This is a genomic window from Sphaerospermopsis sp. LEGE 00249, from assembly GCF_014299995.1.
Lineage (GTDB): Bacteria > Cyanobacteriota > Cyanobacteriia > Cyanobacteriales > Nostocaceae > Sphaerospermopsis > Sphaerospermopsis kisseleviana.
Genome location: NZ_JACJUZ010000069.1, coordinates 1 through 15,289, shown reverse-complemented (window position 1 = coordinate 15,289; position 15,289 = coordinate 1). Strand labels below are relative to the sequence as shown.

Below are 15,289 nucleotides of genomic sequence, written 5' to 3'. Positions count from 1 at the left end.
AAAATGATCAAAGATGGCATAAAATTTCATATTGGGGATTATATCACTGGCAACGCTCATCAGCCAAGACAATTAACGGTATTGTAATCTATTAAAACCCATTTTTGTGATAAAACCCAAGTTGAAAGTCATACTTTTGCAACAAAATATTGCAATATTGAATTAAATCGTCATCTTATTTTATATATCTGCGGAAATCATTGAAACAGTAGAATTTCCGAAAGCTTGACAGTATCCTATATCTTGGTTATACCTATCCAAAATTCGAGATCATATAATGTCAACTAAAAACATCATTTTTCTTGGCCTATTAGTTTTTATCCCCATTTCCCTAGCAGCGCACTTTTTAGAGTGGGGAGAATTGGTAGTATTCATCACCGCAGGATTAGCTATTTTGCCCCTAGCCGCTTGGATGGGTGCAGCTACCGAAGAAATTGCTGTAGTTGTCGGTCCGGTGCTGGGAGGGTTATTAAACGCTACCTTTGGTAATGCTACAGAATTGATCATAGCCTTGGTTGCCCTCAATGCTGGACTGATAGAAGTCGTTAAAGCCAGTATCACAGGTTCAATTATCGGTAACTTACTGCTAGTTATGGGTCTTTCTATGTTATTAGGCGGACTACGTTACAAGGAACAAACTTTTGAATCGGTGGTAGCTAGGGTAAATGCTTCGTCGATGAATTTGGCGGTTATAGCAATTTTGCTACCCACAGCTATGAACTACACTTCCATTGGCATTAGTGAAAAAGTAGTACAAAATCTGTCTCTAGCTGTGGCTGTAGTCTTAATTTTAGTGTATGGCTTGACACTGCTATTTTCTATGAAAACTCACGCCTATTTATATGATGTAGGTGTAGCAGAGATAGAAGAAGCTGAAGAAACTCCCCATGAAAAACCCAATCTTTGGTTGTGGAGTGGTGTACTCTTAGTTTGCACTCTGCTGGTGGCTTTAGAATCAGAATTATTGGTAGACTCTTTGGAAGTAGCTACTTCTAAACTAGGTTTAACAGCTTTGTTTACAGGGGTAATTTTAGTTCCCATTGTTGGTAATGCGGCTGAACACGCTACTGCTGTAACTGTGGCCATGAAAGATAAAATGGATCTTTCTTTATCTGTTGCAGTGGGTTCAAGTATGCAAATAGCGTTATTTGTTGCTCCTGTTTTGGTTATTGCAGGTTGGTTTATGGGTCAACCAATGGATTTAGATTTTAATCCTTTTGAACTGGTAGCTGTAGCGGTATCGGTTTTAATTGCCAATAGCATTAGTTCTGATGGTAAGTCTAATTGGTTGGAAGGAACTTTACTTTTAGCTGCTTATACAGTTTTAGGTTTTGCTTTCTATTTCCACCCGGTTACTAACAGTATCGGTTAGTGATTCAGTTTTGATACTCCCCCCGGCTAAAAGCCGGGGGATTCTTGAATAGTCCACAAACGAACCTTCAACGGTGCTATCAAAGACACCCTACTGATTCCACTGAGGTCTAGACCTAGTTTTATCCCACATTCCGCACCCCCTAGTGTCACAATCGGTAATTTCGGATTTTTGAATACTTTTGAGGATAATTTTGATACAAAATAGTCTAAATCTTAGGTGGCGATAGCGAAGCGCTGCTGCAAGCAGTTAGCCAATCTCAAATCCCCAAACGGTCAATCTTCGTTGTGTGACAGTTTAGGGTGCGGAAGGTGGGTTTCAAGGGGAAAAAACCCAAAAAAAATCCGCCCTTTAAGGGAGAGGTCATTGTCAATTTTTAATTGTTAATTGTCCATTATTGAAGAGCCTCAAACCTTTGATTTATGAGGCTTTTTGGTTTATTCAGCAACCCCTAAATATCTAAAAAAGGGAAAAGCTGTAATAATGTCTTGCGTAACTGTAACAGAAATATTTTTTCTCGGATTTGAGCATTAAGTTTTGGTGGGGGGCTGGTTTGTAGTTGCGCTTGTATTTGGGCATATTCAGCAGCAGTTAAGAGTTTACCATCAATAGGCGATCGCCCAATGGTAATAATCTCTGTCCGCAATATCTCCTCTGATATATCCTCCACAGGTGGTAATGCCATGACCTTTGTTCCCCAATGGCTACTAACCACCACTAACATAGCGGTACTTATACCCAAAAACCAAAATTTCATACATCTCATTTTTGACTTTTGACTTTTTACAGTCCTGGTGGTAATGCTTCACCACACAATTGATGAATTTTGACAATGCGTTCAAACAACCAAGGATATCCTTGACGATATTGAGGAATAAGTGCTAAAGGACTCAATAAAGCGGCTGCGGCAATATCAGCTACACTCAAATGATCGCCTACTAAATATTCGCTGCTTTGCCAGCGTTTAGATAATTCTTCTAGGGCAATTGTCAGCCTTTTAGTAGCTAATTCTACACTAGCATTGTTAATACCATATTGTTTCCTAACCACACCAATCACTATTTGACTGGATAAAGAGGGATCAATGTTTTTACCTTCACCAGCCCGAAAATGATAATATACAAACCTTGTAGCAGTACCAATGCTTTCATCTAACCAGTCTTCCAGCATCAAAGCTTCTGTTTGTTGTTCCGGGTTACTGAAAAATAATGAAGGTTCTGGTTGATACGATTCTAAAAATTTTAAAACTTGCGTAGAGTCGCCAATAGCTTGGGGTTGTCCCTCTATTTGCGGCAACAAAACAGGCAGAGTAGTTAAACCTGTTAATGGCTTCACCTTGAGGATGTGCAAGCCAGGAGTGAGATTTTCTACCTGATAATTAATACCCTTGTAACCTAAAACCAGTCGAGCTTTACGACAATAGTGAGATGTACTGAATTGCAGTAGCAACATAAAGCTACTTTCTAAGTAAAGACAATTGTTGCAATCATGGACAATGAACAATTGACAATTACCGAAACAATTATCAATTGATAACCATAAGCGGTTTGATTCGATTTTATCATAGTCGAGTCGCTCCGCTTTCGGTTTGATTGTCCTGCTAAGAAGGTTGTTATTTCATGTTATTTACCATTCTCAGAGGACTTTTGCTTTAAGGAACTTCCAAATAAAAAAATATGCCAACATTTTTTTTGGTGCGGGCTGTCGTCCAGCCCGCTAATAGTGAAAGGCAGGCAGGATGCCTACCCCACAAGATGGAATAATTTATTTTTTGGTCTTCCCTAAGTGGATTCGTGATCAAATTATTTATGTGATTGCGATGCAGTGAGAATCGCTATCCTCAATAAATTATCGTATCCAGTCTTAGTTTGGAGTAGCAGCGGGGGTAGCTTCTGGTGTTGTTGTAGCAGGGGGGGTAGCTTCTGGTGTTGTTGTAGCAGAAGCGGGGGTAGCACCAGTGTCAGCAGGCTCGCCAGCTGCTGGTGTAGCAGCGGGAGTAGTGGTAGTACCGGCGGGATCGCCACCACCTTCACAAGCTCCCAGAGTGGTAGCCAAACTTAACATGAGAGCCAAACCAAAGATTTTTGTTTTCATAACTAACTCCTCTTTCACCAATGAAGGCAATACTAAAAATTGCTCTGTTGACTACAATAGCTTATTTGTCGATTTTTTTGAAATGCTTTGAGAGTAGAAATTTCCACCCAACTTTTGGGTAATCTCTAACGGTCAACCAATATGAGTATTAGGTATTGCTTCTGACTGCTCTGCATTGCCATAATTTTAAATGTATTAAGTTTAAGTACAAAATCTATCATTTACAAAAATCATGACTGCTGTCCGCAAATCAGATGTTACTACAAAAAGTGCCTGGTTCAAGCGAAATTTGACCCCACCCTGGGGTCGGGGAGGCTCTAGTATCCTGTTAAAAAATATGCAAACAAATTCTAAATCGAATAGTGCATCCACAGTAGTGCGCTCTAAAAGAAAACGTAATTCCCCTAGAAAAATATCAACTTCTCTAGTCAATGAGGCAGTAGTATCAACATTGGAGAAAAATTCTGGACAAAAAACAGTCACAAATAGCACAAATGTGAATGGGCAGTCCAAGGATAAACACTTAAATGAGATGTCTACTGCTGCATCCACACCGATATGGTTGCTACGCTTGCACGCTGTCTATCGTTATTCCTCAGCTGCGACATTTGTATCTGTGGCTGCAACACTGGTGGTTTATGGTTTGACAGTCTATTCTCAAGAGCTTTGGAGTCAATATTACCGCACTCTGCAAAGCCTACAACGTCATGAGCGGCAGTTGAACACAACCAATGCAGCACTGATCAAAAAAATGGCTGAAGAGGGAGAAAAAACAGAAGCAGGACTAAGATTACCAACTCCAGGGGAGACAATTTTTTTGCCACCAACATCCCCTAGTCCAAAGTCAGCATCCTCAAGTATAGTTCCCAATTCACAAGTGCAGTCCCAAACTTCCTCTCCATTAGGATATTAAAATTTAAAGAGATTGGTGATTGCTAATTGATTACCCCTATTCCCTATTCCCTATTCCCTATTCCCTGTTCCCTATTCCCTGTTCCCTGTTCCCTAACAACTGAGAACTGACACAAAAAAACCCAATGCAGAAGTCACCAAGCCGAACAAAATTGAGAAATTTGCAGAATTTAAAGTTTACAAGGCGGCGCAAGTTCTACAAACAAGCTGTACCAGAGAATGGTTTTCCTCAAGCTCAAGCAACCAATCCCAAGTCTCGACTGTTGATAGTTTGGGGTATCTTGGTTGCTGCTGGGTTGGGGTTGGCTTTCAATTTGTATCGACTGCAAATTATTGATGGTGCAAAACTCACTCAAAAGGCAAGAAACCAGCAAATGGTGAATGTGCGTCCTTTTATACCCCGTCGCCCAGTGGTTGATCGCAATAACAATATGTTGGCCATTGACCGTCCAGTATATACCCTGTATGCCCATCCCAAACTATTTGATAAGTCTAAGGAGGAAATAGCAGAAAAAATTGCACCAATTCTCAACAAAGATGCTCGTCAGTTAGTAAAAACATTTGAAAGTAGAAGCAGCGGTATTCTGATTGCTAATGGTATTGGCGAAAATATTGCCGATCGCTTGATTTCATTCCGCTTGAATGGCTTGGAATTTATTCAAAAATATTCCCGTTTCTACCCACAAGATGATTTGGTTGCTAATGTAGTGGGCTATGTTAATCTTGACCGTCAGGGTCAGGCGGGGGTTGAATATAGTCAAGAGACACTATTGGAACGCTCCAGGCAAACAGTGCGTCTCAGTCGGGCTGGTAACGGCGCAATTATGCCAACCTATGCACCAGAAGGATTTTTGCATTCTGATGATTTAAAACTGCAACTCACTATTGATAATCGTTTACAACGGGCAGCCCGGACGGCACTCAAAGAACAGATTGACAAGTTTCAGGCTAAACGCGGTGCTGTAATTGTGATGGATGCCACCGATGGTTCATTATTGGCCTTGGTTTCTCATCCTACCTATAATGCAAATCAATATTCCAAAGCAGATATTTCACTGTTTAGAAATTGGCCTGTCGCGGATCTTTATGAACCAGGTTCTACTTTTAAACCTTTAATTGTGGCGATCGCTCTGGAAAATGGTGTCATCAAACCAGAGGATGTATTTAATGACCCAGGTACTATTAAAGTCGCTGACCGCATTATCAAAAATGCAGAAATTAACAGTTTTAGACGAATTAATATTGCCGAAATTTTACAAACTTCTAGCAACGTTGGTATGGTACAAATTATCCAACGTCTGAAGCCGAGAACATATTATAACTGGTTAGAAAAACTGGGACTAGGACAAAAAATGGATACAGATTTGCCTTTTGCAGTCAGTGGCAGTCTCAAAAGGCAAGAAAAATTCCTATCCTCTAATCTAGAACCAGCAACTACTTCTTTTGGGCAAGGTTTTTCTTTGACACCTTTACAACTGGTGCAAATGCACGGCGCTTTGGCTAATGGTGGTAAATTGATAACACCCCATGTAGTTCAAGGCTTGATTGATAGTCAAGGTAAAATTCACTACTCACCTAATCTACCAGCACCACGCCAGATTTTCTCACCTACAACTACCCAAAAGGTCATGGACATGATGGAAACTGTGGTTTCTCAGGGAAGTGGTAAAGCTTCTCAAATCAAAGGATACGGTATTGCAGGTAAAACCGGTACAGCCCAAAAAGCCTCTCCTAGAGGTGGATATATTCCCGGTGCAAGAATTACTAGCTTTGTTGGTATTGTCCCAGCAGAAGCCCCCCGTTATGTAGTTTTGGCAATAGTCGATGAACCAAAAGGAGCAAATGCCTATGGTGGAACTGTGACAGCACCTATTGTTAAATCTGTAATGGAAGTGCTTATTCCTATGCAGAAGATTCCACCAAGTCAGCAGGTGATAATTGATAATTGATAATTGATAATTGATAATTGATAGTTGTTTTTATCCAATTACCAATTACCAATTACCAATTACCAATTACCTCAAACATAAGTTCTCTTGATTGTTTCTTCAATTGAACCTAGATTTTCAAACATTTCAATTAGTTGATGGGATTTGGTTTTGCGATTTGCCAAAATATCTTTTAATGGGGCTAAAAATTTAATATCTGGGTCATTTCCTAGGGCATTTTCAGCAGCTTGTAAAACTTTGGTGGCATTCAGAAAAATATCATCATGATCAAATCCTGCTTTGGCTGAAATTTGATGTAAAGTTGTATCAGGTACAATAGCTCTACCTTCCAAGGTTTTATCTAAAGCCAAACCTTTTAACAGTGCCAGTAACCCTGCATAAATAGAAAAATTATCACAGCTATCACAAGCTTTAAATTCGATTCTTCCTACTTCTGCGGGAATGCGGGCAATTTTCGTTAATGAAGGTACACTTTTAATTAAATGTTCCTGGTTTTCCACAAACACTAATGTTGCTGATCTTTTGCCAGTTCTGATAAATGTCCTCACTGATAAACCTTCCCATAAACTGCCATTATAAAACGGAGAACTGTAACTAAAAGGAACAATAAAAGGACTGTAATAGGTCAGTTTTTTCCCAATATCAATTACATTTTCTATAGGCAAATCTGCTATGGAAATATTTAAATCTGGACCATAGGAAACCATGTAAATATGGGCAGTTTGTTCATCTGGATAAGCTTGTAATTGCCTAAGTTCAAAATCATTTAATGGTGGTTGGGGTTCAAAAACACAAGTATAGGGATTAAAACTGATTAAAACAGGAGAAAAACCAAAACTAGCAGCTGTCTGACGTAGTAAAGAAAAACTAGCTGTTAATTCATCAATTGCACCTTGAATAGTAGAATTTATAGTAGTTCTAATTTCGATGCCTTTAGCTACACAATCAATTACTGCTTCTGAATCAGCAAATCTTTCAAAACCCTCAATATACCATCGCTTCTTTTTAATACCAGCATCACCAACCCTCAATTGTGGGTAGTCATGGGGGTAAAGAGGTAATTTGTCAACTATTTGCTGAAAATCAGCAAATTTTGTACAAGAGAAATCAGCAAACTTTCCTTCATGGTTAAGAAAAGCAACTTCATGTTCAATTCCGAAAAAAAACATAGGTGATTGGTGATTGGTGATTGGGCATTATTAGATTATTAATCTTCCCCTGCCTTTTGCCTCCTTTAAAGTAGTAAATAGAAAAAATTATCAATAATCTTTGTAAAAGGGATTTTAGCGCAAAACAGACGATTGGGGTAGTTTAGAAATGAATGATTGATAATATCTTCAATGTCTTGAATATCTTGAGGCGTGAGTTGTTATGACAAGTGCGGTTCAAACCCCCTACAGTAGCGAACAAATTGCGGTTTGGTTACGTGGACTACTAACTATTGCTTGGGCTGATGGTAATTTTGATGCCCAAGAACAGGAGTTAATTAACAGCATTACCAAAGATGAATTAGCCCCTTGTCTGAACTGGGATTCATTAGAGATAATTACACCTGAAGAATTAGCTGCTGTGTTGGGTAAAGGTACAGCAGTTGGGGAAAATTTTTTGCGGACAGCAGTGATGGTGGCGATCGCTGATGGAATCTATTCTCCCAGCGAAGAAGAAATTTTACACAAGTTTTGTCAAGCTTTGGAATTAGACACCCAAGCCCTCACAGCTTTACGTCACACATTGGAACATCCCAAACAAGTACAAGAAACCACCCTACACCCACCAGATATATTGCACCCGCTTCGGGATTGGTTAGACGGGTTAGAAATTCATGATCCTAGAGTGGCCAGATTTTTATGTAAAATGATTCCTTCCCAGTGTCCTTTTGAAAGAGATGTCACCCTATTTGGTAAAAAAATAGTCCATATTCCCCCAATGTGCAAAATCAACCCATTGTATGAACAATTAGTAGGTTTACGCTTTCGCGCTCTTTCCTACCTTGCTGATGAATGTCAGGAGGATGTTTCACAGTATATTTAGGCATTAGGTATGGAGCATGGAAGATTTTTTATGCTCTATTCCCGCCCTTAACAAATAAACCAGGTGCATAAGTCTTGTATTTAATGAATAGACCAGATTTTGAAAATTTAGAGGTTTACAAATTAGCTGAAAAGTTAGCTAATCAAATTTGGTATATTGTTAAAGAATGGGACTATTTCGCCAAGGATACTATAGGCAAGCAAATTGTGAGGCTGCTGATAGTGTTTGTACCAATATTGAGGAAGGCAGGGGGCGATATAATGACCAAGATAATCGCTGATTTGTAAAAATTGCTAGAGGGTCTTTATATTAAACAATAAGTTTGTTAAGACTAGCATACTCTAGACAATTATTAACCAATGAACAAATAAACCGATTCAAACCAATTATTGAGGAACTGTTACCTAAACTTAGTGCTTACTTAAAATCAATAGGAAACAGAAAAGACAACTAATAGCTAATTTTCAATGCCCAATGCCCAATGCCCAATGCCCAATGCCCAATGCCCAATGCCCAATGCCCAATGCCCAATAATTAAATTATGCAATTTATCGATCAAGCAGTAATTGAAGTTCAAGCCGGTAAAGGTGGCGATGGTATCGTCGCTTTTCGCAGAGAAAAATATGTACCAGCAGGTGGTCCTTCTGGTGGTAACGGAGGAAAAGGTGGTTCAGTGATTTTTGTGGCTGATACCAACTTACAAACCTTATTAGACTTTAGATATAAACATATATTTAAAGCCGATAATGGTGGTCGTGGTGGTCCTAATAATTGTACAGGTGCAAACGGCAAAGATTTAATTATTGAAGTTCCCTGTGGTACTGCCATTTATGATGGGGAAACGGACGCTTTGTTATGTGATTTAGTTGAACCTGGACAACGTTTTCTGGCTGCTGAAGGTGGCAAAGGTGGTTTAGGAAATCAACATTTTTTAAGTAACCGTAACCGCGCCCCAGAATATGCCCTTCCTGGTTTAGAAGGTGAACATAAATTTTTACGTTTGGAGTTGAAACTGTTAGCAGAAGTGGGAATTATTGGTTTACCAAATGCTGGTAAATCAACTTTAATTTCTTCTTTGTCTGCTGCACGTCCGAAAATCGCTGATTATCCTTTTACAACTCTTGTTCCTAATTTGGGAGTAGTGAAAAAACCCACAGGTGATGGTACTGTTTTTGCAGATATTCCTGGTTTAATTGAAGGTGCTTCTCATGGTGCTGGTTTGGGTCATGATTTTTTGCGGCACATTGAAAGGACTAGGGTTTTATTACACTTAATTGATGCTACAAGTGAAGATGTAATTGGTGATTTCCATACTATTCAAGAAGAACTCAAAGCTTACGGAAGGGGTTTGGCTAAACGTCCGCAAATTTTGGCGTTAAATAAAATTGATGCGGTTGATAGGGCAAGTGTTGATTTAGAGGCTTTAGCTACACAATTAAATCATCTTTCTTTAGCTCCGGTTTTTATTATTTCGGCTGTAACTCGCACTGGTTTAGATGAGTTGATGCAGGAAATTTGGCGAGTGGTTGATGAAGTGAATGCTTTGGAAGCTGCGGAGGTTGGGGTGTAGTTGATGTCAGGATTTTGTTGAGTAAATGTCCGCAAATGCGGACTCATTTTTACTATTTTCGTAATTATTTGGAAACAATATCTAACAAAATATTGGACAGGCATCTTGCCTGTCCCACAAAGGTTTTAATTACATTATTTACACTTTAATAAACCAGCGTTTCTGATACATTAAAACCGCCACACCATACCAAAACAACAGGGTAAAAAGTGCAAATAAAAATGAACCGTTGGCATTTCCCGCCCACGATGCCAAGATATTTTGATAAATCCAATTGTAGATACTAATGGCATTTTCACCAGTACCAATTTGAATTCTTACTGTGACTTTGATTAACAAAACTGAGGCGATAAAAATAGCGATCGCATTTAATCCCATCACCTCAAAAGGTTTACTCCAGCGTTTTATCCCTCTCACTTCTATCAATTCATAACAACCCGCTAATAACATTAACCCCCAACCGCTGGTAAACAAAACATAGGAACTTGTCCAGAGTTTCTTGTTAATGGGAAATGCTACATCCCAAATAATTCCAATTACTAAACAACACAAACCAAATAAAACTAAATCCATGCTAGTTTGTGAATTAGCCTGTTTTTTATTTTTAATCCAGTCTCCTGCAAAATAACCGACTAAAACGCTAACTATTGCTGGAATTGTACTATATAATCCTTCTGGATTTCCCATGAAATTAAACCCATCACCTTTATATAAATGTGGTTTGGGAATAATTAATCTGTCAATAAATGCGCCAAAATTACCTTCCCGCGTCAGCACTCCCGCACCATAACCGGGAACAGGGACATACATCATTGTTATCCAATAACCAATAAGTAGGGGTTGCTGAGAAAGTCTTTCCGTGAGGGCATAGGAGTCAGGAGTCAGGAGGAGATTGGAAAATTTCTTTGCCATCTCTTGAAATCCCAAAAAATGCACACTTTTTCCGGTATACCCTTCAAAACCCTTGCACTAATTTCTGTGTTTATCAGCCTCTAACCTTTGATATATCAAGGTTTTAGGTTTATTCAGCAAACCCTAAGTAATATTCCTGCTAATATCCATTGACTTTTGCGGGGTAATTTTAAAACTATCAAAGATGCAAAAAGGTAAGTTAAACCTATTCTTTGCAATACCCCCATCAAGCGGAGACTACTAAAGTCAAAAGTCCAAACACCTTTATTCCAAAAGCCGTTAAGTATTAATCCTAATACAAAGAGAATAGCAGCGCGGCGCAGAATACGTAAGTAAACAGTTTTGGTAGGTTTGTGATCAGCGGTGTACTTTGATAAAGAGAAATTCATTGCTACACCAACAATGAACAGAAAGAAAGGAAATACTAAATCGGTGGGTGTACAACCGTTCCAGTCCGCATGATCTAAAGGGGGATATTTAGCCTCTGCGACTCCCGCCATATTGACAAGAATCATACCCGCAATAGTAATACCACGAAATACATCCAGTGAAGTCAGGCGCATAAGCGAAATAGTTTTTTTTGATGAATATTAAACTACCCTGCTTGATGCACGTTATCAAGAAAAAAAATGTATAAACTTGGTTAGAAGGTAAAATTTTGTTAATAAATCACCATACAAGGCATTTGCTCAATACAAAAAACCTGAAATTACTTAATTTGCCTAGAAGACATATAGGAATCCTACTTGAATCTTGCTCAATATACTGAGAATCAATCGTTGATAATATAGGGTTTAGGGTTTACAGCTTGTTCAAAAATCAAATAGGAGTCCTATAGATTGTGTGCGTATATTAACGATTGTCAAGTACAAATTTAGTTTAAACTAGAAATTGAATCACTTTGCCTCAAAAATGAAACCACCGCAGCTAGTTCAATCTGGAAAACTCCATACGAGCCTAACAGTTGACATTGATGGCTCGTTGCTTCCGTTTGACAAATTCCGCAAAGCCCAAGAAGAATTAGCAAATATATTACATGAAGTGGATCAGAGTCTGAGTGAAAAAAAACGTCCATCTGTAAATTGGGTTGTTTCATCTGTCACCAGTGGTAGTGTTCACCTAACAATAGAGGGTATAACGACTGATCGTGTAGCGATGGCGGCAATAGCTGAAGTTGTTACTACAGTAGAAACAGGAATTGCTACTCTTGAGGAATATCCTAAACGGCCACCTTTCTTTTCAGATCGAGCATTAGAAAGTGCTAGGTGTTTAGCTGGTTTAATTGGCGAAGATATGTTAACTATTCAGGTAGGAGCTAATTCAAAAAAAGTTAATCTTACACAACATTTAGTTGCCAATGTTGATGAACTTATAGGCGCTCATTATAAAAGTTTTGGTTCTGTAGAAGGTGTTCTTAAAGCTATAGATTTAAGCCGAAAGCCTTTATTCAGAATTTATGATCTACTTATTGGCAAAGGTGTAAAATGCCATTTCATGCCAGAAAATATTGACTCTGTAAAGGATGCTCTTGGCAAAAGAGTATCTGTGTATGGTCTGATCCGTTCTAGGGAAGATGGACAAAAAGTTAGTGTAGAAGTTGAAGAAATGGAAGTTTTTCCAAGTGAGATAGAGCTTCCCCGCATTAAAGATATTATTGGTATTTTAGGAGGCGAAGATTGAAAAAGTCATCCAAGCCTCGTCATTACTGGGATTCATGTACTTTTTTACTCACATTCCGCATAAGCGGAGAGTAAAAAAATAATTATCTCCAAAAACATTGTTTGGTAAGGGTTTTCAGGATTTTAGTTCAAAAGAACTATAAAATGTTTATTAGGAATTTATCTCATTTATTGAGAATATTTTTGGAGTAAAGTTTGTACAACCCTGAATCTTTCGTGATAATTATTCAGAATTGGATTTTATCTGCGGAATGTGGGTTTTTAGCTGTGCTTAAAAATGAAAGTGATAAAATCAATGAATGCTTTTCAGTCATCAAAGCTGCTGAAGCTGGCGAAATTATCATTGTTACCTCTGCATTAACATTTATAGAAGTTATTAGGTTGGAGAAAGGTAAACCTAAACTTTCTAAGGATGTTGAGGAAAAAATACGTTCTTTTTTCAGACATGAATGGATTTATGTGTATGATGTAGATAGAAAAATTGGAGAATTAGCCAGAGATTTAATGTGGCAATATGAAAGTTTAAAACCCAAAGATGCTACTCATGTAGCCACTGCTATACAGGCTAAAGTGGATGTTTTAGACACTTTTGATGATGGATTGCTCAAACTTTCTGGCTTGATAGGCGATCCTCTTTTACCCATAAAAAGACCTTATTGGCCAAATCAACTAGAACTAGAACTTTTTGATGAAATATAACTAATGTTGAGAATACCAAATGACAAATAATTAGTTAATGTAGATTTGTTAAGCCATTATTAATAGCCACCATGTCTATCAACATTGGAGATACTGCACCTGATTTTAGTCTACCCTCTCAAGACGGTTCTACCGTCAGTTTAAAGGATTTTCGCGGCAAAAAGGCTGTCGTCCTTTACTTTTATCCTAAAGACGACACCCCTGGATGTACTGCGGAATCTTGTGCTTTCCGAGATCAATATGAAGTATTTAAAGCTGCTGGTGCTGAAGTCATCGGCGTAAGTGGTGACTCTAGCGAATCTCATCAGAAGTTTGCAGCTAAGTACAATTTACCTTTTACACTGTTGAGTGATAAAGGCGACAATGTTAGAAAACAATATGGTGCAACTACTGCTTTTGGTTTTATCCCCGGCCGGGTAACTTACGTAATAGACCAAAACGGCATTGTTAAATCTGTGTTTGATTCCATGTTTAACTTTAAAGGTCACGTTGAGGAAACCTTGAAAAGGTTACAACAGTTGGCTGCAAGATGATTTGGTGATTGGTGATACAATTTTGGAGTTTGGATTTTGGAGTTTGGATTTTGGATTGTATTTCATGTACTCCAATCTAAAATCTAAAATCTAAAATCTAAAATCTTGTCCCAGTCCCCAATCACCAGTCCCCAGCGATGCACTGAGCTTGTCGAAGTGTCCCCAGTACCCAATCACCTGAAATTAGACTTTAGACTTTTCCGGCATGGGAATATTACCTTGGGCAGTTTTGCCGTTCTTGCCGTTAGTTTGTCCGTTAGTGTTAGGGTTGCGTGGTTGAATCACACCATAACCGCCGTGGTTACGTTCATAAATAACGTTGATTTCTCCTGTTTCGGCGTTACGGAACATATAAAAGTCATGTCCTACAAGTTGCAGTTGTTCTTGCGCTTCTACAACTGTCATCGGAGGCATGGAAAAATACTTAGTCCTGACTACTTCTCCTGGTAGTTCAGGAGTGCGATCGCCGATTAAATCTGCTACTGGTTCGGCAACTACGGCTTCATTAGTTGGTATAGGCTGGGTTTTGTGTTCTTGTCTTCTTTCTTTGTATTTTCGCAGTTGACGGGATATTTTATCTGCCACCAAGTCAATACTTGCATATAAGTTCTCGCTGCTTTCCTCTGCACGGATGACGTTACCATTAGCATAAATAGTGACTTCAGCCGCTTGTCTAGTATTAATTCGCGGATTGCGAGCTACACTTAAATGGACATCTACTTCATTCGTGATGTTTTGAAAGTGACTAACTGCTTTTTCAAGTTTTTGATGCACATATTCTCGAATTGCATCGGTAATTTCAATATTTTTGCCGTGGATGACAAGCTTCATGTAAACTCTCCCGCTAAATATTTAGCTAAATATTTATTTGATGTGAATGGGTTTTGTATGCACAGAGATTGCGGTAAGGTCTATCACTGCCGCCAATACAAATTGTGAACTGCTTTTAATGTAAGGCTTTGTATTTGTTTCTCAAGTTGTCGCATCTTAACTATAAGTACCTCTAGCTTTGATTTAGTTTGTGAAACTCTGTGTTAGTATCCAACTGCTTGCCAGACAACTGGATCTGCAAAGAAAAACTTTCAATCAATCATTATTAGCTGTTCTGTACCTGCTTTTTCAGTTTGAGCAACTTTTATTTACAATTCTAGAAGTAGCTCCTCTTGTGATTCTTCTGTTGGCTTGCTCTTTCTATATATTAATTATGCCAGCCAGAATAGAAGTTTTGATTCTGATCGATGTCAACAACTTCTGAAGATACCATCAGCCATTCCATTTCTTTTGTTTTGGCGTGATGCTTATTGCAGGTAATTCCTCCCATCACCATTGAGGTTATATATTTAAACTAACACTTTCTTGTGGATAAAGTTTATTTCGTTGACTTTCCTTTAAGATCCTTTGCATTGCTTGACATTTGTTGACCCAATTCTTACTTTTTTGCAACATATATTCAGAGAATAGGTGACTGGGGACTGGTGATTGGTGATTGGTGATCTGTGATTGGGAAAATACAAATATTTCCCCCTGCCCCCTTCCCC

Annotated in this window: 14 protein-coding genes and 2 pseudogenes; 8 read left to right on the top strand and 8 right to left on the bottom strand. The window is 38.6% G+C overall.

What is annotated here, in order from left to right; genetic code table 11:
- Positions 1-277: 277 nt before the first annotated feature.
- The gene (gene cax / locus H5968_RS19800) at positions 278-1,372 is read left to right on the top strand and encodes a calcium/proton exchanger (protein WP_096572071.1); all 1,095 of its coding nucleotides are present in this window, start codon (positions 278-280) and stop codon (positions 1,370-1,372) included.
- A 451-nt stretch (positions 1,373-1,823) separates the two neighbouring features.
- Here cax and H5968_RS19795 read toward each other — a convergent pair whose 3' ends face one another.
- From H5968_RS19795 to H5968_RS19785, 3 genes are all read right to left on the bottom strand, one after another.
- Positions 1,824-2,129 carry a hypothetical protein gene (locus tag H5968_RS19795; protein ID WP_370569794.1) on the bottom strand — a complete coding sequence of 102 codons (306 nt, stop codon included), beginning with the start codon at positions 2,127-2,129 and terminating at the stop codon, positions 1,824-1,826.
- 26 nt (positions 2,130-2,155) lie between these two features.
- Complete coding sequence (locus tag H5968_RS19790) at positions 2,156-2,824, bottom strand: glutathione S-transferase family protein (protein ID WP_187041325.1); 669 nt, start codon at positions 2,822-2,824, stop codon at positions 2,156-2,158.
- Positions 2,825-3,235: 411 nt separating this feature from the next.
- On the bottom strand, positions 3,236-3,466 hold the full coding sequence (locus tag H5968_RS19785; RefSeq protein ID WP_187041324.1) for a hypothetical protein: 231 nt from the start codon (positions 3,464-3,466) through the stop codon (positions 3,236-3,238).
- A gap of 337 nt (positions 3,467-3,803) precedes the next feature.
- Here H5968_RS19785 and H5968_RS19780 point away from each other — a divergent pair, with 337 nt between their 5' ends.
- Both H5968_RS19780 and H5968_RS19775 read left to right on the top strand, forming a co-directional pair.
- On the top strand, positions 3,804-4,379 hold the full coding sequence (locus H5968_RS19780; RefSeq protein ID WP_255427198.1) for a hypothetical protein: 576 nt from the start codon (positions 3,804-3,806) through the stop codon (positions 4,377-4,379).
- A 124-nt stretch (positions 4,380-4,503) separates the two neighbouring features.
- Positions 4,504-6,327 (top strand): penicillin-binding protein 2, encoded by a 1,824-nt coding sequence (locus H5968_RS19775; RefSeq protein ID WP_187041322.1) that lies wholly within the window; start codon positions 4,504-4,506, stop codon positions 6,325-6,327.
- A 71-nt stretch (positions 6,328-6,398) separates the two neighbouring features.
- Here the strand turns inward: H5968_RS19775 and H5968_RS19770 are convergent, their stop codons facing one another.
- Complete coding sequence (locus tag H5968_RS19770) at positions 6,399-7,496, bottom strand: glutamate--cysteine ligase (RefSeq protein WP_187041321.1); 1,098 nt, start codon at positions 7,494-7,496, stop codon at positions 6,399-6,401.
- 202 nt (positions 7,497-7,698) lie between these two features.
- On the opposite strand from H5968_RS19770, the gene H5968_RS19765 reads away from it, so the two are divergent.
- Both H5968_RS19765 and obgE read left to right on the top strand, forming a co-directional pair.
- Entirely contained in the window at positions 7,699-8,358 is a 660-nt protein-coding gene (locus H5968_RS19765) for a Mo-dependent nitrogenase C-terminal domain-containing protein (protein WP_187041320.1), read from the top strand.
- A 541-nt stretch (positions 8,359-8,899) separates the two neighbouring features.
- On the top strand, positions 8,900-9,928 hold the full coding sequence (gene obgE / locus H5968_RS19760; RefSeq protein WP_096572078.1) for a GTPase ObgE: 1,029 nt from the start codon (positions 8,900-8,902) through the stop codon (positions 9,926-9,928).
- A gap of 138 nt (positions 9,929-10,066) precedes the next feature.
- Here obgE and H5968_RS19755 read toward each other — a convergent pair.
- Together H5968_RS19755 and H5968_RS19750 are read right to left on the bottom strand one after the other, a co-directional pair.
- Positions 10,067-10,759 (bottom strand): annotated as a pseudogene (locus H5968_RS19755) (acyltransferase family protein); the annotation flags it as partial.
- 206 nt (positions 10,760-10,965) lie between these two features.
- Positions 10,966-11,403, bottom strand: a pseudogene (locus H5968_RS19750) (DUF5009 domain-containing protein); the annotation flags it as partial.
- A gap of 418 nt (positions 11,404-11,821) precedes the next feature.
- On the opposite strand from H5968_RS19750, the gene H5968_RS19745 reads away from it, so the two are divergent.
- The 3 genes from H5968_RS19745 to H5968_RS19735 all read left to right on the top strand — a co-directional run bounded on the left by H5968_RS19745 (position 11,822) and on the right by H5968_RS19735 (position 13,751).
- Positions 11,822-12,520, top strand: a complete 699-nt coding sequence (locus H5968_RS19745) for a hypothetical protein (protein ID WP_255427197.1) — start codon at positions 11,822-11,824, stop codon at positions 12,518-12,520.
- A 215-nt stretch (positions 12,521-12,735) separates the two neighbouring features.
- Positions 12,736-13,218 (top strand): PIN domain-containing protein, encoded by a 483-nt coding sequence (locus H5968_RS19740; RefSeq protein WP_187041318.1) that lies wholly within the window; start codon positions 12,736-12,738, stop codon positions 13,216-13,218.
- Between the two features lie 71 nt (positions 13,219-13,289).
- Positions 13,290-13,751 carry a peroxiredoxin gene (locus H5968_RS19735; RefSeq protein ID WP_187041317.1) on the top strand — a complete coding sequence of 154 codons (462 nt, stop codon included), beginning with the start codon at positions 13,290-13,292 and terminating at the stop codon, positions 13,749-13,751.
- Between the two features lie 183 nt (positions 13,752-13,934).
- Here the strand turns inward: H5968_RS19735 and hpf are convergent, their stop codons facing one another.
- Together hpf and H5968_RS25240 are read right to left on the bottom strand one after the other, a co-directional pair.
- Complete coding sequence (gene hpf / locus H5968_RS19730) at positions 13,935-14,582, bottom strand: ribosome hibernation-promoting factor, HPF/YfiA family (RefSeq protein WP_187041316.1); 648 nt, start codon at positions 14,580-14,582, stop codon at positions 13,935-13,937.
- A gap of 501 nt (positions 14,583-15,083) precedes the next feature.
- Positions 15,084-15,289, bottom strand: a 206-nt coding sequence (locus H5968_RS25240) for a hypothetical protein (RefSeq protein ID WP_222620742.1), incomplete at its 5' end; no start/stop codon positions are given.